Here is a 25549-nt window from a genome sequence, read left to right as displayed (position 1 = left end):
TCCAGGTGTCGGACCCCTTCCGTTGAAAAATTAAAGGTAACTTCACCCAATGCATTTGAAGGCCTATGGCCAACTTTTACAACCTCCAAGAAACATCAACTATTTGAATATGAAGAACACCATTACTTGCCTGATTGTAGGATTTATATCCATAATTGGGTATTCCCAAGACAAAAAAGAAGCCATTGAACCAAAAGATTCCCTAAAAATGACCCAACAGTGGGATATGGAAGCCATGATCGCAAAATTTAAAGCAGTTGCCACTTATCCTGTAGTAGAGGCGGGGCCCTTCTCCGGTATAGTGCCCGTAGAAGAGGTGACGGAGATTCCCGATCCAAATTTGGACTATAAATTAATGTTCGAACTCACCAAGGATAAGACCGATAGTCTTTCTGGTATGAATGCCGATTTGGTGGAAATTGCAAGGGTTCTCAACTTACACGTAGCTTCCGGGATTCCCAAAGAAAAACTGTTCCCGGTGATTGTGGTGCACGGTCCGGCACTCAATGCTTTCACAACGGATGTTTTTTACAACGAAAAATTCAAAAAAGACAATCCAAACCTAAAATTGATCCAAGATTTGGAAGCTCTTGGGGCAAAATATATTGCCTGTGCGCAGGCCATGTTCTTTTTTGATGTGAACAAAGAGTCACTGTTGCCCAATTTTAAGGTGTCATTGACTGCTCAAACTGTATTGAGTTCCTATCAAATGAAGGGATATGTAAAATATTGGTGAAACCTTAAGTATGCTTGGTTTATTGGGTTAAAAATGACCTGACGTCTCGTGCCAACTTTACCAAATCCGGTTCGTGGGTGTACATCATGTGGCCTGCCTCGTAATAAAACATTTGGATTTTATCGCGTTCAATGCCGTTTCTTGAAAACGTATACTCGGCATCAAAGAAGGGACAGATCAGATCATAGTAACCGTTGGCCACCATCACTTTCATGCCCGTATTGCGCCGCATTGTTTCGCTTAATTTTCGTGTCACATTGACGTACGAAGGTTCCCAGCCCTGGCCATCGGGTACCGGTTTCCAATTCCATTTGCCATAAATGGCCCCGTTGCCGGTTAAATAGGGGCGGTCCATTTTTATATTGAGGTCTGTGGCAAAATAATGGTTCAAAGCGGCGGTGTAGGCCGAACTGATCTGATAGCTGGCCGGATCGCCCAAATGGGGTCCATCGGATAGTTTGTCCACTTCGTCACCCATAAAACGACCATCCAACCGCCCAACGGCAAGTCCTTCATTGGCCAATAACTGTTTTTGGAATCGGGGCATCAATACCCTCAAATTCGATTTGAGGATATAGGCCTTGTCCAACCCCATAAAATAACTGAGCTGTTCGGCAATGTTATCTTTTTCGGTTGCTGATAACAGCGATCCTTTGTACAAAGCTGGGGCATAGGTGTTATAGGTAAAATCCCGACATTCCTGCACAAAGGCTTCCAAGGTTTTGCCCTGTCCCGCTTTTTTATGGTACCAAGCGGTGGCTGCCATACTGGGCAAATAGGTCAGGTAGGAGGTAATGTTGTCGTGTTCCGAGGTCGAGCCGGCATAATCCAGGGCTTGGGAAATCAAGATCAGGCCATTGAGTGCCATGTTCTGGCCCCCACCTTCCAAGGCATTGGCCACTCCGGCCGCCCTTGTGGTGCCAAAACTTTCCCCGATAATGTATTTGGGCGACATCCAGCGGTTGTTCTCTGTTACCCATTGCCGCATAAACTGGGCAACGGAATTGGCGTCTTGGGTAAGCCCCCAAAAGTCTTCGACCTTTCCCTTTCCTATGACCTTACTGTACCCCGTGCCCACAGGATCGATGAATACCAGATCGGTAAGATCGAGAATACCGTTTGTGTTCGTCACCATGGTATAAGGGGCAGCACCATCATCTTTGGTGGCATCGGAATCCACTTTCACCAATTTGGGACCAAACATGCCCATTTGCAACCACATGGACGCCGAACCAGGGCCACCGTTGAACACAAAGGTCACTGGGCGTTTGGTGGTATCCGTTGTTCCCGTTTGCATATACGCCACTGACCACAAGGAAGCCACAGGTTCCCCTGATTTGTTTTTTAAATACGTTTCGGAGGCAATGGCCTGGTACTTGATCAATTTGCCACCATTGGTGATTTGGTGGCTTGAGACAAAGACTTTCGGTTCCGGGATCAAGAGTGAGTCCGTGGCGTTTTTCTGGGCTGAAAGAGTGATTGCCAGAAATAGGCAAATGGTGAGGTTGGTTAATTTTCCCATGGTGTTAGGTTTGATTTTCTAAAGATAGGAAAAGGATTGTTGATTGTCTCAATGTGTAGTAATCTGGCCATAATTGGAATGACCAGCAGGTTTTGCCCATTTTCATTTGAAGAATTGACCGTTGGGCCATCCCATTTCATTGGCAAGTGTTGCGATAATTTCCAGATAAAGTTGTTCTCCATTTGCGCTGTTCACAGCAATTGTGGCACCTTTCCCCATTGCTGGAAAACCGATAACAATGCAAACTGAGCCTGGGGAATTATACCCATTGTGGATAAAGGCAAGATTTTCACCCTCACCAATCAACAATACTCCGAGCCCCATATATGCTGTCTGATCATAAAATTTAAAGGGAAGTTCAGTTTCTGGATCTAGCAACCGCCTTGCGGTTTCCTCTGAAAAAAAATGGGATTCCCCGTTGTAGGCTTTCATGAGTTCTGTGGACAATTTTGCCAAATCTTTGGGAGTGGTCAATAGGCCTCCTTGTGCCTTGGCCGGTAACTCCAATTGGGATGGTTGAGCATTGCCGAACTCATCATGTGGTGTTGCTTCGCCGTTTGTAAATTTAGAGGGTAAGGGATAATCCAATGTGCTGGAATTCATTTCCAACGGTTTAAAAATTTCTTTATTGGCAATTTGTTGAAAAGATTGACCAGTAACATCTTCCAAAAGTTGCTGGATGACAACGTATCCGATGTTGGAATAGGCCCATTTATGACCAGGTTTAGCTATTGGTATGGCTGGTTTATTGATTGCAGGGGATTCGCCGTTCAGTATTTGGATCAAAGTTGGAACACCTTTGTCTTTGTCAAAATCAAAGTTGGTGCCGGGAAGCCCGGATTGGTGCGACAATAATAACCTAAGCGTTATGGGGTTGTGTTCCGTATAGTCATTTTCAGGAATTTTCCATGATTTTAGGTATATGTTGATATCCGCATCAATATCCAACAAGCCTTCCGATATAAATTTGTGGACCATAACCGCGGTCAAAAATTTAGTGACCGAAGCCGCTTGAAAAATGGTCGTGGAATCCACCAAATCCACATCGTCCGCTTTTCCAAACGTAATCAAATCTTGGATTTCGTAATCATCAACCACGGCAACGCTCGCCCCGGGTACCTTTAATTGCTTCATTCGCTCAATAACCGGATGTTTAACCAAGGATTGTTGCTTTCCGGAATCTCCCTCGATTATCGTAAAGATCCCCTCGGACAAAACAGTATCAACAGTGTTGGGTCCATTATTTTTTTTGTCTTGGCAAGCTAGGATCACCAAAACAATCAATAATGTGGATAAGGTTCCGATCAATACTCTTTTCATCCCTGAAATTTAGGAAATTAAGTTGGCCCCTATATGATGACCAAGCCGAATGAGTGACGAAACTCAAGTTATATTGAAGGGGTTACGAACCGTTTACCCAATAAAAGCAGCATTGGTCTATTCGATATCCGAATCGGTAATGGTCAACCGGTATTCAAATCGGTTCGTATCCGGTTCCGTCAAGCGCCAGACAGCGTCATCGACGGGGTCTTGGGAATAGGCCAAAACATAATCGGTACCAGTCAACACATATAATTTAATGGCACTGAAGAGCTCAGAGTCCGCAGGTGTTATTGGACTGCTGACCGGATTGAGGCTACTTCCAAAGGAAAACCGGGATTGGCTTTCCACGGCTATAAAATTGTCGTTTTCGGACAAATAAAATAGGTCGCTGGAAGTGTCATTTTGAAGAAGGTAGTTGGTCTCAAAACCGGAGAGTTCTTCTTCATCACATTGAAAGGCCAATAAGAAAGGCACCAAGAGCAAAAGGAATTTCTTTTTCATAACAATTTAATTTACATAGCATTGAAAAGATACATCATTATTGTTTTCGGACCTCCAATTCCAAAATTAAGTAAATGTTATTTGTTGGGAGAGAATTTTGGGAGTTGAGAAGTTGCATCGTCAGGCTGCTAAGTGTGCGAGCAAATTGTCGTGGCCAACGGAGTACTTTTCCTATTCTTTATTATTGATTTCATTTTCCAGATCAGCGATCAAACTCGGGTACTCCGACTCCAAACTTTCCCCTTTGGTGATCACCACATTCATTCTATTGAATAGCAAGATGAACATGTTCTTAAGTCGTTGTAAGTTGAACGTTTCACTATAAAATTTGCTATCCTTTTTTTCTTCTTTTGTTCGTTTCCGGATTTTGGCCAAGATGGAAGGGTTATGTTCCTAAACTTAACGATGCAACATGGATGGAATATAGGGCGGTATATAATGGACATAAAACGATTTACCATTTGATTTTACTACTAATCTTTAGCAGTATCCATCAAATGATCCATATTTTTTTGTGAGCTATTTTGATTTTATTTCCCTTTTTAATAAACTGTCTATATAAACCTCAGATGCTCTTATGCTATTTAATTTTGGACGGTTTGTATCCCGAATTTCTTTAAAGAGATAGATATATTTAATGGAATCCTTTTTTGATGTAAAGTATCCTTCCTGGTAAACAACACCTTTCCATTCTATTGGTGGGTTTATCCGAAGATCTTTCCTTAAACCCAATGACCTGTCCAAGTGCTCAATATTGCTATGGTACAGGTTTAGCTCCTTGCTGAAAAGTCCCTTTTTTTCAAATCTTGAAATGGAATTTTCTTTGGAATCAAATAGTACCAGGATATAATCCTGATCTGTGTGGAAATTGATAGTCATGTAGCTATCCTGATAGGCGAAGTATAGAAAAATCAATAGGCCAATTATTAGCTCGCCAATATTCAATTTGTAGTAGGCTATTTTTTTGACCAAAAACCTGTCTAGGGTATACAATAATCCAAGAACTATAGTTATTGGAACTGAGACGGCAGCATAAATCGCGGATTCAGGAGAATGCGTAAACGCAACATATAAAAAGTAAATGGTGATAATAATGCTTAAAAAGATTATTACTGTTAATAGCGTTACCGGTAAAATCAATGTTTGAAGTAATTTTTTCACAGTTATAATCCTTAAGAGTTGTTAAGTCAAGAATTTGTTTTCTTGGATGCAAAATACATCCAAATGCCCCATTTTGGCACAAAATCTTCTAAAACACATGTTTTCCAAAAATATCTATCTTGTGCACCATGGTAGATCTCGATCTTTTGGCCTATTTGGAGGGGTACCTTACCGAGGAACGCAAACAGCGGTTTTTGGAGGTGCTGCAGCACCGTACCAAGCATATCACCATTGCCATAGAGGACGTGTACCAAATGCACAACACCAGCGCCATCATCCGTAGTTGTGATGTGTTCGGGGTACAGGAAGTACACGTGGTGGAAGACCGTTTTGCCAAGCGGTTGGATAAAAACATTGCCATGGGGGCCGAAAAATGGGTGGACGTACGCCGGTACCACAACACGAAGGATTGTATCACCAACTTAAAGCAGCAAGGCTATCAGATCATTGCCACCACACCCCACAACGATTCCACCTTATTGCCCGAGTTTTATCCCGATCAAAAGTCGGCCATCTTTTTTGGAACCGAAAAGGAAGGGTTGAGTGATGTTGTAATGCATCAAGCAGACGGATTTTTAAAAATTCCCATGGTCGGTTTTTCGGAAAGCCTGAACGTATCGGTTGCGGCCGCGATCATTATTCAAGATTTGGCCCACAAAGTGCGTGCTTCCGAAGTGGACTGGCAGCTCACGGAGGCCGAAATTCTCGATAAGCGGATGGACTGGACCCAGAAGTCCATTCAGCATGTAAAGGGCATCATTAAAAGATACTTGGCCGAGTAAGGATTTTTTGTACTTTTAACTGTAAATCAATCAATTACTGTCATGTTAGTACTGTATATCCTTTTGGGCATTGTTTTGCTCATCGCCATTTTGGCCGCCCTAGCCCCCAAGACCTACAACGTATCCCGATCCATTGAAATTTCCCGAACCAAGGCTGAAGTATTCGATTATCTCAAATACCTGAAAAAGCAGGATGAGTGGAGCCCATGGGCCAAACGCGATCCCAATATGGAACAAAAGTTCACCGGTACCGACGGGGAAGTCGGGGCCATTAGCTATTGGAACGGCAACAAAGAAGTTGGGGAAGGGGAGCAGGAACTCACCAAAATTGTTGACGGGGAACGCATTGAGTCGGAACTACGTTTTTTAAAACCTTGGAAATCCATATCGGATGCCTATTTGGTCACTGAGTCCATTGATGCCAATACCACAAAAGTGACTTGGGGTTTTACGGGCCATAACAAATTTCCGATGAGCATCATGATGCTGTTCATGAACATGGACAAAATGATCGGGAAGGATTTTGAGGAAGGATTGGCCAGCCTAAAAGAAAAAATGGAGGATTAATTTATTCCACCAACTCCAACAAGGCCACCTCGTAATCGTTGTCGAGCAGCACTTTTCCATTGGCCACCATAACTTCGGTTTCGGAATAGGTGTCATATAATTTGGTGCCGTCCCCGAAGAATCCTTTTACCCATAGGGATTTTTTGCCTTTTGGAAGGTCCAGACCAACAACGACCTTGTCCTTGTATTCTCCGTCCGTATAGGTCCTGGAGAATACATACGGTGTTTTGCCCAAAATTTTATGCTTACCGGCCCCAATGGCAGGGTGGTTTCTACGGAACTGCCCCAATTTTTGCCAATGTCTGTGCACAATTTGAACATCCGGCAGGCTATCGAGATCTTGCCAGTTCATGAATGACCTCAAATTGGCATCGCCTTGGGCTCCTTCCACTACCAATGGGCGGGACGTTTCGTCACCATAATAGATTTGTGAGGCTCCTGGGGTCAATAAAAGTACGTTAGCCGCCCTAAACGGTTGTTTACGTTCCTTATCAAAAGGGCCGCCATCGTCATGGGACGATAAATAGTTGAGTACGCTCTTACCTTTCAATTTGGTATTGAGCAGGTTGCTGTATTTTTTGAAAATTTCCTCGTATGGATTGTTGGCATCATACTTCAATTCGAAGTTGATCAAACTTTTAAAGCCATAGCTGAAGAAATCTACCTTTTTGTCCCCAAAATCGTAATCACGTCCACCGGAAATGCCATAGTTGTAGACTTCACCGACCATGTAGAACGGATTGTCGTCCAAAATTTTATCCTGGTGTTTCTTCTTCCACATTTCGAAGGCGTAGTCGGCTTCTTTCCTAAGGTCGGACCAGGCATTTTCGTTCACGTGTTTCACCGTATCCACCCGAAAACCATCAACACCATAATCGTTAATGTAGTCAGTCAACCATTTGATGATATAATAACGTGGGGCTCTGGGATAACCGGTGCGTTCAAAGAACAGGTTGAGTTCATCGAGTTCCTTGCTCAAGCGACCTTCATCCTTCCATTTGGCCAAAAGGGCGTCAGGAAGCTCCACAGGTTCATCGGATTCGGTGAGAATATCGGGCAAATTGGCTACAAGGGTACACTCCGTGGTGTTCTCATAGGTGGTGAATTCGCAAGGAGGTCCAGTACGCACCCAATCATCCGGCCAAACAGGGTCTTTTTCTGTAACCGGGCCGGTGTGGTTCAGCACCACATCCAAAATAATACGGATACCATTTTTGTGGGCTGTCTTAACTAATTTTTCCAGATCTTTTTTGGTGCCGAAATTGGGGTCAAGAGTGGTCCAATCCTTGGTCCAATAGCCATGGTAACCGTAGGTAAGACCTGTGCCTTCGTCTGTGGCACCGTGAATCTGTTCCACCAAAGGTGTCAGCCAAATGGCGTTTACGCCCAGCTCGGTAAAATAACCCTCTTCAATTTTTTTGATGACCCCCTGGATGTCGCCACCTTCAAAACCACGAAGAACACCGGTTTCCTCGTTACGTCCAAAATTCACATCGTTTTCGGGGTTGCCATTATTGAACCGGTCGGTCAATAGAAAGTAAACGTTGGCCCCTTCCCAAAGAAAGGGAACTTTTTTATCAGGCGTATCTTCCTCAACTACTTGTACCGTTTCCTGATGTTGCTTTTTCACTTCGTTACAACCTATACAAAAGGGTAAAAGGGTAAGAATAACAAGTAGTTTTTTCATGAATTGGGATTTTGTCTAAAGCTATAAAATGAATATGGAATTCAAAAATTTATTTATAGCAGGCAGCGGCCTTTCCCAATCGTACTAAAAACTAAAATGTTATTGTTTTCGGTTCAATACTTTGTATTCTTCATAACAACTGGAGATGGCGTCCAAAATCTGCAGATCGTTCGCCGTTTGGATGAAGGATTTTGAATAGTTACAGTTGTTTAAGATGTCCTCAATATCCACCTTTTCCAGTTGTAACAGTTCCATTAGGGTTTCCCGGTCGAATTTGGATGCGAGCAGGTCCCTGATATTATCATCTTCCTTGATTTGGCGCAACTTGCGCATCTGTCTTGGTTTCTTGCCAAAAAGGTTCCGCAATAGATCGGCAGGGTTAAGGATGGCACCCAGCACCTTGGTCACGGCACTTGGGTTTTTGTTTCCCGCTTCGTAACTGGTGGGTAACCCCGAAATACTGTACTGGCGTGAATTGTTGATGGGCAGGTTCTTCACATCAATTTCCAAGTAGCCTGTAAGCTGGTAGGGTCGAACAATCACCTCTTCCAGTGCATAGGCCAATTCGGTCAACGCGATTTTGGTATCCCCAAACCGAAACATATCGTTGGTTACCCGCACTTTTTGGGTCTTAAATCCCAAATAGGATAGGTAAAGCGTATCGTTTACCGCTGCTGGTATAGTGAACTTTCCGTTTTGGTCGGTTATGGTCCCCTTAACCTGGTTCAGGTTGATCACGTGCACACTTTCCAACGGAAAATCGGTTTGTGCATTGATCACCGTAGCGGTCAGATTCATTACTTCTTGGTCGTCGACATCTTCATTCTGTGCCAAACAAAGCAAGGGGGTAAGGATAAAAAGTGTCAGTAAAAGTCTTCTCATGCAATCTTTGTAGGTATAAAAGTACTAAACAAAGAAAAATAAATAGGACGGAAGGGCCCTTTAATATAGAATTAACTAATAAAAACCAGACCTCTTTTTACCTCCCTTTTTGTTAAATCCACCTTTTTTGCCGCTTTTAAAGGATTTGTTGCCACCATCTTTGCGACGGCCACCACCACCTTTACGGCCACTTCGTTTCTTGCCTCCCTTGGAACCACCGGGACTTTTGGAAACCTCTACGTTTACAAAGCGCCCATCTACCTTAAAGTCGGTGAAGGTCTGCAGGATGAATTCGGTAATATTGGCTTCAGTGTTGAAGAAGGAGAAACTATCCTTGGTATCTACATTGAAGATATCCTCTTTTTCCAAGTTCAAGGTATCGCGTAAAAAGTCTTTCAGGGACATCCAGTCGTAGCCATCACGTTCACCGATATTGATGAAATAGCGCACCGAACCTTCATTTGGGATATCGCCATAACCGGCATCATCCCGACCGCCACGTTCCTTTCCGGATTCTGAGGAGTTGAGGTCCTTGGTCTTACTGTAATAATTGAAGAATTGGCTAAACTCCACGGAAACCATTTTTTTGATCAGTTCCTCGCGGTCAATGCCTTCCAACACATCATAAATGGCTGGTAAATAGGCATCGATGTCCTTGTTCACCTTCGTTTCCTTGATCTTGTTGGCCAAGTGATACAATTGGATCTCACAGATTTCGATACCGGAAGGCAGTTGTTTTTGAATAAACTCCTGCTTGATCTTGCTTTCGATGGATTTGATCTTGCGAAGTTCGCTTCGGGTTATGATCACCATCGATATCCCGGATTTCCCGGCACGACCGGTACGCCCACTACGGTGGGTATAGGTTTCGATCTCGTCAGGCAATTGGTAGTTGATAACGTGGGTAATATCGTCAACATCGATACCACGGGCTGCCACATCGGTGGCCACCAACATCTGCACCTGTTTTTTTCTAAAAGCGTTCATGACCAAATCCCTTTGGTTTTGGCTCAGGTCGCCATGCAGGGCACCTGCATTGTAGCCATCCTCGATCAACTTTTCAGCTACTCGTTGGGTATCGCGTTTGGTACGGCAGAAAACTACTGAAAAGATACCTGGATTGGCATCTGCCAGTCGTTTAAGGGCAGCATAACGGTCTCTGCCACCAACCATGTAAAATTCGTGCTGCACAGTCGCAGCACCTGCATTTTTGGTCCCAACCGTAATTTCCACAGGTTGGTGCATGAATTTTTTGGCAATGGAAGCCACTTCTTTCGGCATGGTGGCCGAAAACAACCATGTCAGTTTTTCTTCGGGCGTGTTGGAAAGGATATCCTTGATGTCCTCATAAAAGCCCATGTTCAACATTTCATCGGCTTCGTCCAACACGCAATAGTCAATTTTGGATATATCGACCATGTTCCTTCCGATCATATCCTTCATACGGCCAGGGGTGGCTACCACAATCTGGGCACCACGTTTAATTTGTTTGGCCTGTTCGGTAATGCTCGCGCCACCGTAAATGGCGACCACATTCAATCCCTTAACGTATTTGGAATAGAGTTTCAGTTCGTTGGTGATCTGCAAACACAGTTCACGGGTAGGGGACAGGATCAACCCTTGTGTGGTTCTACTGTCCGCATTTATTTTTTGAATCATCGGAAAACCAAATGCTGCGGTTTTTCCGGTTCCAGTTTGTGCCAAGGCCACCAGGTCGGTGTCCTTTTCCAATAAAACAGGGATTGATTTTTCTTGTACTTCTGATGGCGTTTCAAATCCAAGATCGGAAATGGCGTCCAATAGGGGTTGAGCCAACCCCAAGGCTTCAAATTTTGTCATAATAGGTAAATACGTTAATCGCAAATATGTTGTGTTGCATCGAGCGATTTCCGTAATACCTCTAGGCCCATCGCAACACCTTGCCCATACCGGCGGCGTTAATAAAGCGGCAAAGGTACATTAAATTTATTCAGTGGAAGTTATGGGGCCACTTTTTTTAAAAAAGCCGCCAACTTTGCAATGGCCCGTGCTCGGTGACTTATCGTATTTTTGATTTCTGCAGACAGCTCGCCAAACGTTTTGTCAAATCCTTCAGGTTGAAAAATGGGATCGTACCCAAAACCATTTTCCCCGTGTTTTTTCTCGGTGATCATACCTTCCACTGTACCTTCAAAGGTGTGGGATTCCCCATTTAAATTGAGATGAATTACTGTTTTGAACCGGGCACTTCGGTTGGGTTCATGCTGTAGTTCAGTAAGGAGTTTTGCCATGTTGTCGTCGGCATTTTTCTGCTCCCCGGCATAGCGGGCCGAATATACGCCCGGTTGGCCATCCAAGGTATCCACTAAGAGTCCGGTATCATCCGAAAAACAGTCCAAACCATAGGTTCGGGTCACAAAATCGGCTTTGATCTTGGCATTTTCGGCCAAGGTTTGGCCCGTTTCCGGGATTTCCTCAAAACAGTTGAGGTCGTTCAGGGATAGCAGGGATATGTGATCGGGCAACAATTGTTGCACTTCCTTTAATTTGTGTTCGTTGTGGGTAGCAAAAACAAGTTTCAAAATGGTGTATGGTTCATTTGAGTTTCAAAAGTAGTAATTTCGTCAATCAACCCAATTGTATGAAACTACGGATCCCACCTGCTTTGGTCATGTTGCTATTTGGGGCCTTGATGTACCTCCTGGACCGCTATTTGCCCTTTGGTGAATTTGATTTTTTCGGAAGAAAGCCGTTGTATCTGGTCTTGGCCGGATTGGGAGCTTTGGTTATTTTGATATCCGTTATCCAATTTTTGGTCAACAAAACAACCACCCATCCTTTGGATCTGGAAAAGACCACGGGTCTCGTGACCAACGGTATCTACAACTTCACCCGGAATCCCATGTATTTGGGGATGCTACTCTTTTTGTTGGCCTTTGGCCTCAAGTTGGGAAATGCCTTCAACAGCTTGCTGGCGGCTGGTTTTGTTTCCTATATGAACCACTTTCAGATCAAACATGAGGAAGCTGCCCTGGAAAAGAAATTCGGGAAAGAATACCGCTACTATTGCAAACTGACACGGCGTTGGTTTTAATGGTCCTGGATTATTGAAAGGGTGATTTTCAGTAGGATTTGAAACAATTTGAAAGCGATTTTTGATTTATCCGCAATTCTGTAAGGTTTTTGGCGGGTCCCGATTTATGGGATGGATATAATGATTAATTTTACTGCTTAATTTTTTGAAGCGGATCATGGTGGAAGCTGGACGCAAATATGTTTTTGATTTTGATAGTACCCTAACCCGGGTAGAGGCACTTGATGTGTTGGCCGAAATGACCTTGCAGGGCAACCCAAAACGGGAAGAGATCGTCAAGGAAATACAGCACATCACCAATTTGGGCATCGATGGGGAAATTTCGTTTACCGAATCTTTGGAACGTAGACTACGGCTTTTAAATGCCAATAAGGAAGATCTGCACGAATTGGTGATAGAGCTTCGACAAAAGATTTCCAAGTCCATTGCATCCAACAAAGCTTTTTTTAAAGAGTACGCTGAGGATATTTATGTGATTTCCTGTGGCTTCAAAGAGTTTATCGACCCTATTGTGGAAGAATACAATATTCCATCGGAGCGGGTTTATGCCAACACCTTTAAATTTGATGATGAAGGCAATATCATCGGTTTTGACGAGACCAATGTGCTTTCGGCCCATAATGGGAAAATAGAATGTTTAAAACGTCTGGACCTGGAAGGCGAGGTCCAGGTAATCGGCGATGGGTACAGCGACTATGTAATGCGCGAGGCCGGTATCGCCCATAAGTTTTTTGCCTATACTGAAAATGTGCACCGTGAGAAAGCTGCAAGCAATGCAGACCATGTGGCACCTAACCTAGATGAATTTTTATTTGTGAACGATTTGCCAAGAAACCTGTCCTACCCAAAAAATAGAATCAAGATCCTTTTGTTGGAGAATGTGCACCCCGCAGCTTTTGAAAACCTTTCCGAGGAAGGGTTTTCCGTGGAATTGGTGAAGCACAGTCTTACAGAGGACGAACTTATCGAAAAAATAAAGGGCGTACACGTATTGGGTATCCGTTCCAAGACCCAGGTGACTCAAAAAGTGTTGGATGCTGCCAACAAATTGATGGTGATCGGCGCTTTTTGCATTGGAACCACCCAAATAGATTTGGAATACAGTAAAAAGAAAGGTGTTGTTGTGTTCAACGCACCCTATAGCAATACGCGTTCGGTTGTTGAATTGGCAGTAGGGGAGATCATTATGCTCATGCGCAGCATTTTTCCACGTAGTTCCGAAATCCACAATGGCGAATGGAACAAAACAGCCACCAATTCCAGGGAGGTGCGTGGCAAGAATCTGGGCATTGTGGGCTACGGTAATATTGGCAAGCAAATGTCCGTTTTGGCGGAAGCCATCGGAATGCGGGTCTATTATTACGATGTGGCGGATCAATTGGCCCTAGGTAATGCCGTTAAGTGCAACACCTTGGAAGACCTGCTTTCCGTTTCCGATGTGGTTACGCTGCATGTGGATGACAACAAGGCCAACAAAAACTTTATCGGGGAACGTGAAATCAACCAAATGCGGGATGGCGCCCTATTGATCAACCTTTCCAGGGGATTTGTAGTCGACATCGATGCCTTGGCCAACGCTCTGAAGAGTGGCAAATTGGGTGGGGCCGCGGTAGATGTTTTCCCTGTGGAACCACGAAGCAACGGCGAGTTTGAAACCCCGCTCCAAGGCCTCAACAATGTGATTCTGACCCCCCATATTGGTGGTAGCACCGAAGAGGCACAACGGGACATCGCGGACTTTGTGCCCAATAAGATCATGGATTATATCAACTCGGGCAATACCGTGGACGCCGTAAACTTCCCGAATATCCGTTTGCCCAAGCAGAACAATGCACACCGCTTTTTGCACATCCATAAAAATGTGCCAGGCATCATGGCCAAGATCAACGAGGTATGTGCCAAGTACGGGTTGAACATTTCCGGACAATATTTGTCCACCGATAGTGAAGTGGGCTATGTGATCACGGATTTGGACAAAGAGTACAACAAGGAGGTGATCAAAGCTTTGAAAAACGTGGAGAATACCATCAAGTTCAGGGTACTTTATTAGTCGAGTCAAGATCACTTCGCTTTATGATGCAAGAGCAAAGACTTGTCTCTTGTCTCTTGATTCTTGATTCTTAAATCTAGAAAATCACTGGTGATGGTAGGGTTCGTTTCGTAATATGGTGAACCCACGATACAATTGCTCCACAACGAAAAGTCGTACCATTTGGTGGGAGAACGTCATTTTGGAAAGGCTTATTTTTCCAGTACTTTTTGCGTAAACCGAATCACTGAAACCATAAGGCCCGCCAATCACAAAAACAAGGTTTTTGATGCCACTGTTCATTTTCTTTTGAAGGAATTGGGCAAAATCCACGGAAGTGTACTGTTTTCCATTCTCATCCAACAAAATAAGGGTGTCCGTAGGTTGTAATTGCCCTAGGATAAGTTCACCCTCTTTTTCCTTTTGTTGCGCCTCCGAGAGATTTTTACTGTTTTTGATATCGGGGATAATTCGGAAATCAAATTTCACATAATGCCCCAGCCTTTTTTCATAAATGGCTATAAGGTCTTCAAGTTCAGTCTTGTCCGTTTTGCCAACGGCGATCAAAGTTATCTGCATGCCCAAAAATAATTGATTCAAAGTAAAAAATGAGCACTATATCGGCATGGTCGGGGAGAAATGTTTTTACTATTTTCGTTAAAACCCCAGAGGGATGATATCCGAAGCACAATTTCAAAACGAACTCCAATTGATTATTGCCAACGCCATCCGCGAAGATGTGGGTGACGGCGATCACAGTTCCTTGGCCTGTATTCCTGTCAATGCCAAAGGTAAAGCAAAGCTTTTGGTGAAGGATGAAGGTATCATTGCCGGCGTTGCGTTCGCCCAAATGGTTTTTCAATATGTGGATCCCGAATTGAAAACTGAGGTCATGATCCAAGATGGGAGTCCTGTAAAGTATGGCGATGTGGTATTTTATGTGGAAGGCAGCTCACAAAGTATTTTGAAAGCAGAACGTTTGGTGCTCAATGCCATGCAACGGATGAGTGCCATTGCTACTAAAACACAAGACTTTGTTTCCCTACTTGATGGTACCGACACCAAGATTTTGGATACCAGAAAGACCACACCGGGTATCCGCGCCCTCGAAAAATGGGCCGTTAAGATCGGCGGTGGGGAAAATCATCGTTTCGCCCTGTATGACATGATCATGCTCAAGGATAACCATATCGATTTTGCTGGGGGCATCACCAAGGCCATTCAAAAGACAAAAGACTACCTCAAGGAAAAGGGAAAGGACTTGAAAATAATCGTGGAGGCCCGAAATTTGGACGAAGTGGATGAAATTTTGCAATCCGAAGGGGTGTATCGCATCCTGTTGGATAATTTTGATTACGATGAAACCCGGGAAGCGGTGAAAAGAATAGGTGAAAAAAGCCAAACAGAGTCTTCCGGGGGCATCAACGAGGAAACCATCCGTCAGTATGCAGAGTGTGGCGTGGATTATATTTCTTCCGGTGCATTGACCCATTCGGTGTATAATATGGACCTAAGTTTAAAAGCAGTATAAATGTCCAAGGCAATAGAAGAGCGGTTGGAGAAGATACCCGTGATCAATTGGGCGGCTCGACTATTGAAAAAAATCAAGTTAGGGGCATTGGAAGGGCTCTCATTTTACGATCTGATCGAAATGTACCTGTTGGGTATCGTTCGTGGTGCCGTTTCCACACGGGCCAGTTCCATTGCCTTCAGTTTGTTCATGGCGTTGTTTCCATTGCTGATTTTTATGGTAACGCTCATCCCGTTTTTGATACCGTATGTGAGTGTGGGCAACGAAAATTTTGATGCACAATTCCTGGATTTTCTCGAATCGTTCCTTCCCGCAGCGACCAGTGATTATTTTGGCGACGTCTATCAACAGATCAAGGACCAAAAGCAAGGTGGGTTGCTGTCCTCCGCCTTTATTTTGTCCATTTTTTTGGTGGCCAATGGGGTGAATGCCATTTTTGGTGGTTTTGAGAATTCCTATCATGTGGAACTCACCCGCAATTTTTTTCGGCAATACGCCTATGCATTGATGGTGGGGCTTATTCTATCCATATTGTTGATCATTGGGGCCGTGGCTTTCGTATATTTTGAATTTTACATTGTGGAATATACCAGCGAATATTTGGGCAAGACCCTTGGGTACGATGTGGAGAAGGGAGACTCAGTAGGAATTCAGGTGGCAAAGATCTTGTTCTTTCTGTGTTTGTCCTACCTGACCACTGCCATTCTCTATTATTTTGGCACTGCGGAGGGCAGAAAGGCACGGTTCTTTTCCGCTGGTGCCCTAATGACCACCCTGTTGTTCTTTTTAACATCCTACCTATTTGGGATCTATGTTGAAAAATTCGCTCGGTACAACGAACTATACGGCGCTTTGGGAGGATTATTGATTTTGATGGTGTTTATTTGGTTAAATTCCAATATATTATTGTTGGGTTTTGAACTAAATGCCACACTTAATTCGTTAAAAAGAAGACATGACAGACAGCAAAATGGCGAGTAAATGGATTTTCCTGATGTGTTTTCTGTGTTTTCAGTTAACATGGTCCCAAACCGTATTTGGTAAGTGGAAAACGGTGGACGACCGTAATGGCATTACCAAGGCCATTATCGAAATTTATAAGGAAAATGGACTCTTGCAGGCCAAGGTTGTGAAAATACTCGAAGAAGGTAAAGAAAACTCCAAATGCACCAAGTGTGATGGGGAACTTAAGGACAAACCTATCGAAGGCATGAAAATCATGGACGATTTTGAGCACAACGGCAAAGGGGAATACAAAGGTGATCGCTTGTTCGATCCTGAACAGGGAATGACCTTTAGGGGCAAGGTCTGGTTGGATGAGGAAGATGGTAACCGTTTAAAGGTAAGGGGCTATCTGGCCTTTTTGCACAGGACCCAAACTTGGCATAGGGTAATCGAGGATTAACATATGGAGCATTTTTTGGAAGTAGTCCTGCCCATTCCTTTGGAGAAGCTCTTCACCTATAGGATTTCACGGCAAGAAGCTGACTTTATTGAACCTGGTATGCGGGTGGCCGTGCCTTTCGGAAAATCCAAAATATATACGGCATTGGCCTATCGCGTGCATGCTGAAGCACCCACTGCGTACGAGCCCAAGGAAATCTACCAGATATTGGATGAAAAACCGCTGGTAAATCCATTCCAGATGAAACATTGGGAGTGGATTGCCAATTACTATATGTGCACGTTGGGCGAGGTGATTCGAAGTGCCTTGCCCAGTGCCTTCCTGTTGGAGAGTGAGACATTGGTTTTACCAAACAAGCAAGCCGATGTGGACGAAATGGAGCTTGCCGATGATGAATTTTTGGTCTACGAGGCCCTACAGTACCAAACTGCCCTTAAAATTGAAGAAATCAGCAACATCGTGGACAAAAAAAATGTGTTGTCATTGGTCAATCGTTTGGTCCAAAAGGGGGTTGTGCTTCAAAAAGAGGAGATTTACGAACAGTACAAACCAAAAATGGTTCGCTACGTAAAGCTTTCGGATAAATATGATGATGAAGGCGAGTTGGAAGCATTATTGAACGAACTTTCAAGAGCACCCAAGCAAAGTCAGGTGGTTCTATCCTTGTTTCAGCTCAAATCAAAAAGCAACAAACCTATTCCGATATCGGACCTCGAAAAGGAAAGTGGAGGCTCCCGAGCCATTATCAAGGCATTGATCGACAAAGACATTCTGAGCGAATACAGCATCAGAGAGGATAGGGTAAAGCATGGTGAAGCTTCCGAAACTTCCAAAAATATTGTGCTAAACGAACATCAGGCCAAGGCATTGGAAGATATAACGGTTGGGTTCTTGGAGAAGAAGCCCGTGTTGTTGCATGGAGTTACCTCCTCGGGAAAAACCGAAGTGTATGTCAAATTGATCCAGCAATGTATTGATGAAGGCAAACAAGCACTCTACCTGTTACCGGAAATTGCATTGACCTCCCAATTGATCAATCGGTTGCGGCATTATTTCGGGCAGAAAGTATCCGTTTACCATTCCAAATACAGTATTCACGAACGCGTGGAGGTCTGGAACAATGTATTGCACAATGCCGAGAAGGCCCAGATAGTCATTGGTGCCCGATCCTCCCTGTTTTTACCATTTTCGAAATTGGGCCTAGTGGTGGTGGACGAAGAACATGAGAGCTCCTTCAAGCAATTTGACCCTGCACCGCGATACCATGCCCGCGATGCCGCCATCGTACTTGCCTCGTTCCATGGTTCACCTATTGTTTTGGGTTCTGCTACGCCCAGTGTGGAGAGTGCCTACAATGCCAAAACGGGCAAATATGGTTACGCTTCCATAAAATATCGCTTTGGTGAGGTTTTGATGCCGGAAATCAATCTGGTTGACATTAAGGAGGCCACTCGTAAACGCAGAATGAAGGGACATTTTTCCGAAACCCTGTTACATGCCATTGAAGAAGCTTTGGGGGAAGGGGAGCAGGTCATCCTTTTTCAGAACAGAAGGGGTTTTGCCCCGGTCGTGGAATGCACCACCTGTGGTCATGTGGCCCAATGCCCCAATTGCGATGTGAGTTTGACCTATCACCAACATCGAAACCAATTGCGATGCCATTATTGTGGGTACCATATGGCGTTGCAACAAGCCTGTTTGGCCTGTGGCAGTCCCACTTTGGATAAAAAAGGTTTTGGAACAGAGCAGATTCAGGAGGAACTGGGGCAACTTTTTCCGGAAACCAAGGTAGGGCGAATGGATTTGGATACTACCAGGGGCAAATATGCCTATGAAAAGATCATTTCCGCTTTTGAAAACCAGGAAATGGATATTTTGGTGGGGACCCAAATGGTGACCAAGGGGCTCGATTTTAGAAATGTGAGTTTGGTGGGCATCATGAATGCCGATAGCATGTTGAACTTTCCAGATTACCGTGCACACGAGCGCAGCTTCCAAATGCTTACCCAAGTGGCGGGTAGGGCAGGGCGTACCCAAAAAAGGGGGAAAGTATTGATCCAAACGTACAATCCCTATCATCAGATATTGCAACAGGTCACCACCCACGATTATGATAAAATGTTCAAAGAACAATATTACGAGCGGGAGCAGTTCAAATACCCGCCAGTGGTACGCATCATAAAGGTAACGTTAAAGGATAGGGATTTTAATAAATTGAACGAGGCTTCGGACTGGATGGCCAGTAGTTTGCGCAATGTGCTTGGCACCCAAATTTTAGGCCCTGAGTATCCCCCGGTTTCCCGCATTAGGCGGGATTACCTTAAAAACATCCTTGTCAAGATCCCGAAAAGTGACTCCTTGGCCCAAACAAAAAATAGCATTAAAAGAATTGAAAAATCCTTTAATGCTATTTCCAAGTATAAAAGTATACGACTGGTCTACAATGTGGACCACATCTGATTATACATTGGCCAGTGCCTCTGCCAATTCAGTCTTTTTGTTTCTACTTAAAGGAATCTGTCTGCCCCCTACTTCAACATTCTTGCTGTTGAATTTCTCTATCTTCTCCAGATTCACAATATAAGATTTATGGATACGTAGAAATTTATCGGCCGGCAATTGCTTTTCGAAAGATTTCATGGTGGAAAGGATTACAATATTGGCTTCATCGGTCACCAATTTGATGTAATCGCCCAATGCCTCGATCCATTTAATGTCGTTAAGGATGACTTTACGTTTTTTCAGGTTGCTCTTTACGAAGATGTGCTCTTCGTCCTCATCGACCCTGTTCAACTGCTCGTACTTGGCAACGGCTCTTTTTACGGAAGCCTCAAAACGTGCAAGGGTAATGGGTTTGTGCAAGTAATCGGTTACGTCGTAGTCAAATGCTTTTAGTGCATAATCAGGCTTTCCGGTGATCAGGATAACCTGTGGTGGGTTCTCAAGGGCCTCTAAAAGGTCAAAACCACTGATAATAGGCATCTCAACATCTAAAAAGATAAGGTCGATTTCGTGGTTTTTCAGGCCATTTTTGGCTTCGATGGCATTACTGTACTCCGCTACCAAAGCCAAGTGTGGATGATTGTTGACCAATTTCGCAACGGCCATACGCTGCATTGAGGAATCGTCTACAATTATACTCTTTAATTTCATAGAATGGGGTGATTTGTAGGGTTTTAAATCATCGGCAAATTACATAAAAAAGACGTTTAGGAGCAACAAAAGATGTAAACATGGTCTATTTTGTTGTGTATTTTGCCATATGTGTTATTTGGGGTTAAAGGGTTAAACTATTGTTAATAACTCTTGTACCTTTAACGAAGATTTTTCGCTTTTCTTGCATGGAGAAAGAAATATTACTACTTTTGCGCTCCTTTAAAATATATTATAATGAACCATTACGAAACTGTTTTCATTTTAAATCCCGTTCTGTCTGAAACACAGATAGAGGAAACAGTCAAGAAATTTGAGGATTTCTTGATTAAGAATGGTGCCAAAATGGTCTCCAAGGAAGATTGGGGACTTAAAAAATTGGCCTATCCCATTCAGCACAAAAAAAGTGGCTTTTACCACTTGTTCGAATTCCAAGCACCAGGTGAGGCCATTGGTCCTTACGAGTTGGAATTTAGAAGAGACGAGCGCATTATGCGTTTTTTGACCGTTAAATTGGACAAGCACGCAATCGCTTGGGCAGAAAAGAGAAGAACCAAATTAAAAGCAAAGGCATAGGTTATGGCATCCATCGAGCAACAAGCTAAAGCAAAAAAAGACGGGGAAATCAGATATTTGACCCCGCTGAACATAGAGACCAACAAGCAAAAGAAGTATTGTAGGTTCAAAAAATCAGGTATCAAGTACATCGATTACAAAGATCCTGATTTCTTGATGAAGTTGGTGAACGAGCAGGGAAAATTGCTTCCCCGCAGACTTACCGGTACTTCCTTGAAATACCAAAGAAAAGTGGCGCAGGCCGTTAAAAGAGCCCGTCACATTGCGTTAATGCCGTATGTTGGCGATATGTTGAAATAAAAAATACCGGAGAATGGAACTTATTCTAAGAGAAGACGTACAGGATTTGGGATTTAAGGATGATATCGTTACCGTAAAGAACGGTTACGGCAGAAACTACCTTATCCCACAAGGATTGGCTACATTGGCCACTCCATCAGCCAAAAAAGTTTTGGCCGAAAACCTTAAGCAAAGAGCCCACAAAGAGAAGAAAATCGTTGATGAGGCCACGAAGATTGCCGAAGCCCTAAAACAATTGGAAATCCGTATCGCTGCCAAGGCAGGAGCTGGTGACAAATTGTTCGGTTCGGTTACCAATATCGATTTGGCCGAGGCTTTGGACAAGGAAGGGCACCAAATTGAGCGCAAATTCATCAATATCAAAGGTGGAGCGATCAAACGTGTTGGTCCTTATGAAGCAGTGATCAGACTTCACAGGGAAGTTGTTGTGGATTTCCCTTTCGAGGTTATTGCTGAAGCAAAATAAGATACCTAATAAGTATTTGGATATAAGGAGGGCTATGCGTGCATAGCTCTCTTTTTTATTGTTGCACCATGAAATACAAACGACTTTCAAAAGAGCAATTGGAGGAACTGCATCCAGAATTCATCAACTTTTTGGCCACCCAGTCCATTACAGCAGAGGAATGGAAGAAAATCAAGAAGGAGCAACCTGAAGTGGCCGAAGAAGAAATCGATGTGTTCAGCGACCTGATTTGGGAAGGGGTGCTTTCCAAAGTGGAATATCTGGAAAATGTTTCCGAACAACACATGCATCTTTTTCATTTGACCGATAAGGAAATGAAACTACTTTCCGTAAAGGTAATGAACCCCGAAATCGATTTACGCACCAAGATCGGTTTTGATTGGTTCAAGCGTAATTTCCAATCCGATTTTGTGGAATACCTTACAGCTTCCAAAGCGTACGGGGAGGATAAGAACGCAGATAAGTTTGAACTCATCAAACAAGGGGCCGTAATCACCAAGGGGGAGCTCTACCAATGGTTCGACCAGATTATCGAATAACTAGGAATAAGGTTAAAGGATAAAGGTTAAAAGATAAAGGTTAAAGGGGTGCTGCCATTACTTTAAGAGGGTTTTTCTAAAAAAGCAAAGTGACTGAAGAATCTATTTGAAGGTACAGTTGGCCATGCTTCACTTTGGTCAGTATGACAACTATCAATCCTTGTCATTTCGACAGAGCGAGGTATGAGGGACGAGAAATCTAACCATAAAAGGAGATTTCTCACATTCGTTCGAAATGACGGTTACTTCAATACCATGAACAATCCATAAACCCTGTATATTTGCACGAGAATTTGAACATCTATGGCACAAAAACCATCCATACCCAAAGGAACCCGAGATTTTTCACCAGCAGAGGTGGCCAAGCGCAACCACATCATCCAAACCATCAAAAAACATTTCGAAACCTTTGGTTTTCAACCGATAGAGACCCCCTCTTTCGAAAATTCGGAAACCCTGATGGGCAAATATGGGGATGAGGGTGATCGCTTGATCTTTAAGATCTTGAATTCCGGGGATTTTATTTCCAAGGTGGACGATGTGACCTATAGCTCCAAGAATTCTGCTTCTTTAACGCCAAAAATATCGGAAAAAGCATTGCGCTACGACCTTACCGTGCCTTTTGCGCGTTATGTGGTCATGCATCAGAACGAAATCGATTTTCCATTCAAGCGGTACCAGATTCAGCCTGTTTGGCGTGCAGATCGCCCACAAAAGGGACGTTTCCGCGAGTTTTACCAGTGTGATGCTGATGTGGTTGGGGCTGATTCCTTGTTGCAGGAAGTAGAGTTCGTGCAGTTGTACGATGCCGTGTTCACCGATTTGGGATTGAAGGGCACCACCATAAAGATCAATAACCGCAAAATACTGTCAGGTATTGCCGAAGTGATCGGGGCCAAACATTTATTGGTCGATTTTACTGTGGCACTCGATAAATTGGACAAAATAGGAGAGGACAAGGTGAAGGCCGAAATGCTGGAAAAAGGTATTTCTGAAAATGCTATTTCCAAAGCCCAACCTTTGTTTGAAATGTCCGGCTCGGCTTCAGAACAATTGGAGAGGTTGAAGGATATTCTTGTGGCATCTGAAGTGGGCATGAAGGGTGTTTCCGAACTCAATGAAATTATTACCACGGTTGATAAGCTGGGACTGCAGTCAGCAACATTACAGTTGGATGTGACCTTGGCTCGTGGATTGAACTACTATACAGGCGCCATTTTTGAGGTAGCCGCACCCGAAGACGTGCAAATGGGTTCCATTGGTGGTGGTGGGCGTTATGACGACCTCACGGGCATTTTTGGATTGAAGGATGTGAGCGGTGTTGGTATTTCTTTCGGACTGGACCGAATTTATCTGGTTTTGGAGGAATTGGGTCTGTTCCCAGAAAACATTGAAACCTCCCTCGATGTACTTTGCCTCAATTTTGGAAAGAATGAAGGTTTTGCGGCGTTAAAATTGATCACAGAACTTCGAAAAGAAGGTTTGCGTGCCGACCTGTACCCTACCGATGCCAAAGTACAGAAGCAGTTCAAATATGCTGATAAGCGCGGTGTTCCCTATGTAATTTTATTAGGCGAACAGGAGCTTTTGGATGGCAATTTTGTCGTCAAGAACATGAAAACCGGTGACCAAAAGGCCTATGGCCTAGATACTGTCCACCAATTTGCCGAAGCCGTCAAATCCGACTTTTAATGGCCTTCACTATGGTTTTGTAGTAGGTAGGGCCGTGGGGCACGTATTTGGCCGTATTGGCCAGTCCCCAGGTCTCTTCCGCAAATTTGAAGAGTGGTATCAATTCCAAAGCATCCACATCACTGTCCTGTTTGGTCAACGAACCCAAAGGAACGGCTAGTTTACAAAGAAAAATATGGTGCAATTCGGCATCAATAAAATCATCCGCAATCTTGTGTACTGCCCTAAATGTGCCAATTGGTTCCAGGTCATTTTTTGTAATGGACAATCCCACTTCTTCCTGTACTTCGCGTACGGCAGCTGTAGAAATTTCCTCGCCCGAAGACACGTGTCCCGCGACGGAAACATCCCAAAGTAGGGGATGGGTGTCTTTATGTTTACCGCGTTGTTGAATCAATACCCGACCATCTTGGGTATAGAGCCAAATATGAACCGTGGGATGTAGTAGACCTTTTCGGTGTGCTTCTGACTTTAAACAGGATTCTCCTGTTGGTTTTCCTTGCTCATCCAAAATGTCTACCAGCTCGTCCATTTAATCAAAATAACTGAAAGTTTCCCCTTCTTTGATGGATAACAATGATTCATAGATCAGGCGGATCACATTTTCCACATCTTCTTTGTGCACCATTTCCACCGTGGTGTGCATATAGCGCAAAGGAAGTGATATCAAGGCTGATGCTACCCCTCCGTTGCTGTAGGCGAAGGCATCCGTATCCGTTCCAGTGTATCGTGACGAAGCCAAACGCTGGAAAGGAATTTTCTTGGCCTCTGCGGTTTCAATAATGCGTTCCCTTAATTTGTTCTGCACCGCAGGGGCATAGGAAACTACAGGACCGGAACCGATGGAGGCATCACCTTCCTTCTTCTTGTCGATCATCGGGGTGGTGGTGTCGTGGGTCACATCGGTTACTATGGCCACGTTGGGTTTAATGGTCTGGGTAATCATTTCGGCTCCGCGCAGACCGATTTCTTCCTGCACGGAATTGGTCACGTACAATCCGAATGGCAATTTTTTCTTGTTTTCGTGTAATAGGCGGGCCACTTCGGCGATCATGAAGCCACCCATGCGGTTATCCAAGGCGCGACATACAAATTTGTCCTTGTTCAAAATATGGAACTGATCGGGATAAGTGATCACGCAACCCACGTGAACGCCCATTTTTTCAACTTCTTTCTTATCCTTGGCACCGATATCGATAAAAATGTTTTCCAATTTCGGTGGTTCTTCCTTGCCCTTGTCCCGTGTATGGATGGCCGGCCAGCCAAAAACACCCTTCACGATGCCTTTTTTGGTGTGGATATCGACCCATTTGGAGGGCGCGATTTGGTGGTCACTTCCCCCATTTCGGATCACATAGATCAATCCATTGTCCGTGATGTAGTTCACATACCACGAAATTTCATCGGAATGTCCTTCGATCACCACTTTGTATTTGGCCTTGGGGTTGATCACGGCCACGGCAGTGCCATAGGTATCGGTGATAAATTCGTCCACATAAGGTTTCAAATAGTCCATCCAAATTTTTTGACCTTCCCACTCATAGCCCGTAGGCGAGGGGTTGTTCAAATATTTTTCAAGAAATTCAAGGGATTTTTTGTTGATGATTTTATCAGTAGCCATAGG

Annotated in this window: 27 protein-coding genes; 14 read left to right on the top strand and 13 right to left on the bottom strand. The window is 43.9% G+C overall.

The features are described from left to right. Positions 1-109 precede the first annotated feature (109 nt). Positions 110-736 (top strand): DsrE family protein, encoded by a 627-nt coding sequence (locus EO131_RS08825; RefSeq protein WP_164731656.1) that lies wholly within the window; start codon positions 110-112, stop codon positions 734-736. Between the two features lie 19 nt (positions 737-755). Here the strand turns inward: EO131_RS08825 and EO131_RS08820 are convergent, their stop codons facing one another. From EO131_RS08820 to EO131_RS08800, 5 genes are all read right to left on the bottom strand, one after another. Further along, positions 756-2258 (bottom strand): S10 family peptidase, encoded by a 1503-nt coding sequence (locus EO131_RS08820; RefSeq protein WP_127020943.1) that lies wholly within the window; start codon positions 2256-2258, stop codon positions 756-758. Positions 2259-2360: 102 nt separating this feature from the next. Then, positions 2361-3578 (bottom strand): serine hydrolase domain-containing protein, encoded by a 1218-nt coding sequence (locus tag EO131_RS08815; protein ID WP_127020941.1) that lies wholly within the window; start codon positions 3576-3578, stop codon positions 2361-2363. 117 nt (positions 3579-3695) lie between these two features. Further along, positions 3696-4082 (bottom strand): hypothetical protein, encoded by a 387-nt coding sequence (locus EO131_RS08810; RefSeq protein ID WP_127020939.1) that lies wholly within the window; start codon positions 4080-4082, stop codon positions 3696-3698. A gap of 171 nt (positions 4083-4253) precedes the next feature. After that, a complete protein-coding gene (locus EO131_RS08805; RefSeq protein ID WP_127020937.1) occupies positions 4254-4457 on the bottom strand; it encodes a hypothetical protein in 204 nt (67 codons plus the stop codon). A 144-nt stretch (positions 4458-4601) separates the two neighbouring features. Next, the gene (locus EO131_RS08800) at positions 4602-5243 is read right to left on the bottom strand and encodes a hypothetical protein (RefSeq protein ID WP_127020935.1); all 642 of its coding nucleotides are present in this window, start codon (positions 5241-5243) and stop codon (positions 4602-4604) included. 128 nt (positions 5244-5371) lie between these two features. Here EO131_RS08800 and EO131_RS08795 point away from each other — a divergent pair, with 128 nt between their 5' ends. Beyond that, entirely contained in the window at positions 5372-6025 is a 654-nt protein-coding gene (locus EO131_RS08795; protein ID WP_127020933.1) for a TrmH family RNA methyltransferase, read from the top strand. A 42-nt stretch (positions 6026-6067) separates the two neighbouring features. Then, positions 6068-6592: an SRPBCC family protein gene (locus EO131_RS08790; protein WP_127020930.1), complete on the top strand. Its 525-nt coding sequence runs from the start codon at positions 6068-6070 to the stop codon at positions 6590-6592. 1 nt (position 6593) lies between these two features. Here the strand turns inward: EO131_RS08790 and EO131_RS08785 are convergent, their stop codons facing one another. The 4 genes from EO131_RS08785 to EO131_RS08770 form a co-directional block, all read right to left on the bottom strand. Next, on the bottom strand, positions 6594-8279 hold the full coding sequence (locus EO131_RS08785; RefSeq protein ID WP_127020928.1) for an alpha-amylase family glycosyl hydrolase: 1686 nt from the start codon (positions 8277-8279) through the stop codon (positions 6594-6596). Between the two features lie 99 nt (positions 8280-8378). After that, positions 8379-9161, bottom strand: a complete 783-nt coding sequence (locus EO131_RS08780; RefSeq protein WP_127020926.1) for a carboxypeptidase-like regulatory domain-containing protein — start codon at positions 9159-9161, stop codon at positions 8379-8381. A 75-nt stretch (positions 9162-9236) separates the two neighbouring features. After that, on the bottom strand, positions 9237-11000 hold the full coding sequence (locus EO131_RS08775; protein ID WP_127020924.1) for a DEAD/DEAH box helicase: 1764 nt from the start codon (positions 10998-11000) through the stop codon (positions 9237-9239). Positions 11001-11140: 140 nt separating this feature from the next. Further along, a complete protein-coding gene (locus EO131_RS08770) occupies positions 11141-11722 on the bottom strand; it encodes a non-canonical purine NTP diphosphatase (RefSeq protein ID WP_127020922.1) in 582 nt (193 codons plus the stop codon). A gap of 59 nt (positions 11723-11781) precedes the next feature. Between EO131_RS08770 and EO131_RS08765 the strand changes: the two genes are divergently transcribed. Next, positions 11782-12234 (top strand): methyltransferase family protein, encoded by a 453-nt coding sequence (locus EO131_RS08765; RefSeq protein WP_127020920.1) that lies wholly within the window; start codon positions 11782-11784, stop codon positions 12232-12234. A 157-nt stretch (positions 12235-12391) separates the two neighbouring features. Next, complete coding sequence (gene serA / locus EO131_RS08760) at positions 12392-14284, top strand: phosphoglycerate dehydrogenase (RefSeq protein ID WP_127020918.1); 1893 nt, start codon at positions 12392-12394, stop codon at positions 14282-14284. 84 nt (positions 14285-14368) lie between these two features. Here serA and rlmH read toward each other — a convergent pair whose 3' ends face one another. After that, positions 14369-14842, bottom strand: coding sequence for a 23S rRNA (pseudouridine(1915)-N(3))-methyltransferase RlmH (rlmH, locus tag EO131_RS08755; RefSeq protein WP_127020916.1), 474 nt, complete (start codon positions 14840-14842; stop codon positions 14369-14371). A gap of 94 nt (positions 14843-14936) precedes the next feature. Here rlmH and nadC point away from each other — a divergent pair, with 94 nt between their 5' ends. From nadC to priA, 4 genes are read left to right on the top strand one after another with little or no spacing between them, the layout of a single operon-like run. Beyond that, positions 14937-15794 carry a carboxylating nicotinate-nucleotide diphosphorylase gene (nadC, locus tag EO131_RS08750; protein ID WP_127020914.1) on the top strand — a complete coding sequence of 286 codons (858 nt, stop codon included), beginning with the start codon at positions 14937-14939 and terminating at the stop codon, positions 15792-15794. Further along, positions 15795-16775, top strand: coding sequence for a YihY/virulence factor BrkB family protein (locus EO131_RS08745; protein ID WP_127020912.1), 981 nt, complete (start codon positions 15795-15797; stop codon positions 16773-16775). Continuing rightward, positions 16750-17199 (top strand): DUF2147 domain-containing protein, encoded by a 450-nt coding sequence (locus EO131_RS08740; protein ID WP_127020910.1) that lies wholly within the window; start codon positions 16750-16752, stop codon positions 17197-17199. Before EO131_RS08745 ends, EO131_RS08740 begins: the two co-directional genes overlap by 26 nt. 3 nt (positions 17200-17202) lie before the next feature. Further along, positions 17203-19659 carry a replication restart helicase PriA gene (gene priA / locus EO131_RS08735; RefSeq protein WP_127020908.1) on the top strand — a complete coding sequence of 819 codons (2457 nt, stop codon included), beginning with the start codon at positions 17203-17205 and terminating at the stop codon, positions 19657-19659. On the opposite strand, the gene EO131_RS08730 is transcribed toward priA, so the two are convergent. Then, positions 19660-20352, bottom strand: a complete 693-nt coding sequence (locus EO131_RS08730) for a LytR/AlgR family response regulator transcription factor (protein WP_127020906.1) — start codon at positions 20350-20352, stop codon at positions 19660-19662. Between the two features lie 237 nt (positions 20353-20589). Here EO131_RS08730 and rpsF point away from each other — a divergent pair, with 237 nt between their 5' ends. The 5 genes from rpsF (at position 20590) to hisS (ending at position 23925) form a co-directional block, all read left to right on the top strand. After that, complete coding sequence (gene rpsF, locus EO131_RS08725) at positions 20590-20928, top strand: 30S ribosomal protein S6 (protein WP_127020904.1); 339 nt, start codon at positions 20590-20592, stop codon at positions 20926-20928. A gap of 3 nt (positions 20929-20931) precedes the next feature. After that, on the top strand, positions 20932-21228 hold the full coding sequence (gene rpsR, locus EO131_RS08720; RefSeq protein ID WP_072882551.1) for a 30S ribosomal protein S18: 297 nt from the start codon (positions 20932-20934) through the stop codon (positions 21226-21228). A gap of 13 nt (positions 21229-21241) precedes the next feature. Then, the gene (gene rplI / locus EO131_RS08715; protein ID WP_127020902.1) at positions 21242-21694 is read left to right on the top strand and encodes a 50S ribosomal protein L9; all 453 of its coding nucleotides are present in this window, start codon (positions 21242-21244) and stop codon (positions 21692-21694) included. A 68-nt stretch (positions 21695-21762) separates the two neighbouring features. Further along, on the top strand, positions 21763-22233 hold the full coding sequence (locus EO131_RS08710) for a DUF6495 family protein (protein WP_127020900.1): 471 nt from the start codon (positions 21763-21765) through the stop codon (positions 22231-22233). 303 nt (positions 22234-22536) lie between these two features. Then, positions 22537-23925 (top strand): histidine--tRNA ligase, encoded by a 1389-nt coding sequence (gene hisS, locus EO131_RS08705; protein ID WP_127020898.1) that lies wholly within the window; start codon positions 22537-22539, stop codon positions 23923-23925. Here hisS and EO131_RS08700 read toward each other — a convergent pair. Together EO131_RS08700 and EO131_RS08695 are read right to left on the bottom strand one after the other, a co-directional pair. Continuing rightward, entirely contained in the window at positions 23909-24457 is a 549-nt protein-coding gene (locus EO131_RS08700) for an NUDIX hydrolase (protein ID WP_127020896.1), read from the bottom strand. The genes hisS and EO131_RS08700 overlap by 17 nt on opposite strands. Further along, the gene (locus tag EO131_RS08695; RefSeq protein ID WP_127020894.1) at positions 24458-25546 is read right to left on the bottom strand and encodes a M42 family metallopeptidase; all 1089 of its coding nucleotides are present in this window, start codon (positions 25544-25546) and stop codon (positions 24458-24460) included. It lies immediately after the preceding gene. Positions 25547-25549 lie beyond the last annotated feature (3 nt).

This window comes from Flagellimonas beolgyonensis, assembly GCF_003992615.1.
Lineage (GTDB): Bacteria > Bacteroidota > Bacteroidia > Flavobacteriales > Flavobacteriaceae > Flagellimonas > Flagellimonas beolgyonensis.
The sequence above is the reverse complement of the archived record's forward strand: the minus strand, read 5'-3'. Positions and strand labels throughout refer to the sequence as shown.

Coding starts and splice junctions, on each gene's coding strand:
- EO131_RS08730 (WP_127020906.1), bottom strand. CDS start 20,352: ATGAAATTAAAGAGTATAATTGTAGACGATTCCTCAATGCAGCGTATG.
- EO131_RS08710 (WP_127020900.1), top strand. CDS start 21,763: ATGAAATACAAACGACTTTCAAAAGAGCAATTGGAGGAACTGCATCCA.
- rplI (WP_127020902.1), top strand. CDS start 21,242: ATGGAACTTATTCTAAGAGAAGACGTACAGGATTTGGGATTTAAGGAT.
- EO131_RS08700 (WP_127020896.1), bottom strand. CDS start 24,457: ATGGACGAGCTGGTAGACATTTTGGATGAGCAAGGAAAACCAACAGGA.
- nadC (WP_127020914.1), top strand. CDS start 14,937: ATGATATCCGAAGCACAATTTCAAAACGAACTCCAATTGATTATTGCC.
- EO131_RS08820 (WP_127020943.1), bottom strand. CDS start 2,258: ATGGGAAAATTAACCAACCTCACCATTTGCCTATTTCTGGCAATCACT.
- EO131_RS08740 (WP_127020910.1), top strand. CDS start 16,750: ATGACAGACAGCAAAATGGCGAGTAAATGGATTTTCCTGATGTGTTTT.
- rpsR (WP_072882551.1), top strand. CDS start 20,932: ATGGCATCCATCGAGCAACAAGCTAAAGCAAAAAAAGACGGGGAAATC.
- EO131_RS08815 (WP_127020941.1), bottom strand. CDS start 3,578: ATGAAAAGAGTATTGATCGGAACCTTATCCACATTATTGATTGTTTTG.
- rpsF (WP_127020904.1), top strand. CDS start 20,590: ATGAACCATTACGAAACTGTTTTCATTTTAAATCCCGTTCTGTCTGAA.
- rlmH (WP_127020916.1), bottom strand. CDS start 14,842: ATGCAGATAACTTTGATCGCCGTTGGCAAAACGGACAAGACTGAACTT.
- EO131_RS08765 (WP_127020920.1), top strand. CDS start 11,782: ATGAAACTACGGATCCCACCTGCTTTGGTCATGTTGCTATTTGGGGCC.
- EO131_RS08775 (WP_127020924.1), bottom strand. CDS start 11,000: ATGACAAAATTTGAAGCCTTGGGGTTGGCTCAACCCCTATTGGACGCC.
- EO131_RS08695 (WP_127020894.1), bottom strand. CDS start 25,546: ATGGCTACTGATAAAATCATCAACAAAAAATCCCTTGAATTTCTTGAA.
- EO131_RS08795 (WP_127020933.1), top strand. CDS start 5,372: ATGGTAGATCTCGATCTTTTGGCCTATTTGGAGGGGTACCTTACCGAG.
- EO131_RS08810 (WP_127020939.1), bottom strand. CDS start 4,082: ATGAAAAAGAAATTCCTTTTGCTCTTGGTGCCTTTCTTATTGGCCTTT.
- EO131_RS08785 (WP_127020928.1), bottom strand. CDS start 8,279: ATGAAAAAACTACTTGTTATTCTTACCCTTTTACCCTTTTGTATAGGT.
- serA (WP_127020918.1), top strand. CDS start 12,392: ATGGTGGAAGCTGGACGCAAATATGTTTTTGATTTTGATAGTACCCTA.
- EO131_RS08745 (WP_127020912.1), top strand. CDS start 15,795: ATGTCCAAGGCAATAGAAGAGCGGTTGGAGAAGATACCCGTGATCAAT.
- priA (WP_127020908.1), top strand. CDS start 17,203: ATGGAGCATTTTTTGGAAGTAGTCCTGCCCATTCCTTTGGAGAAGCTC.
- EO131_RS08780 (WP_127020926.1), bottom strand. CDS start 9,161: ATGAGAAGACTTTTACTGACACTTTTTATCCTTACCCCCTTGCTTTGT.
- EO131_RS08790 (WP_127020930.1), top strand. CDS start 6,068: ATGTTAGTACTGTATATCCTTTTGGGCATTGTTTTGCTCATCGCCATT.
- EO131_RS08825 (WP_164731656.1), top strand. CDS start 110: ATGAAGAACACCATTACTTGCCTGATTGTAGGATTTATATCCATAATT.
- hisS (WP_127020898.1), top strand. CDS start 22,537: ATGGCACAAAAACCATCCATACCCAAAGGAACCCGAGATTTTTCACCA.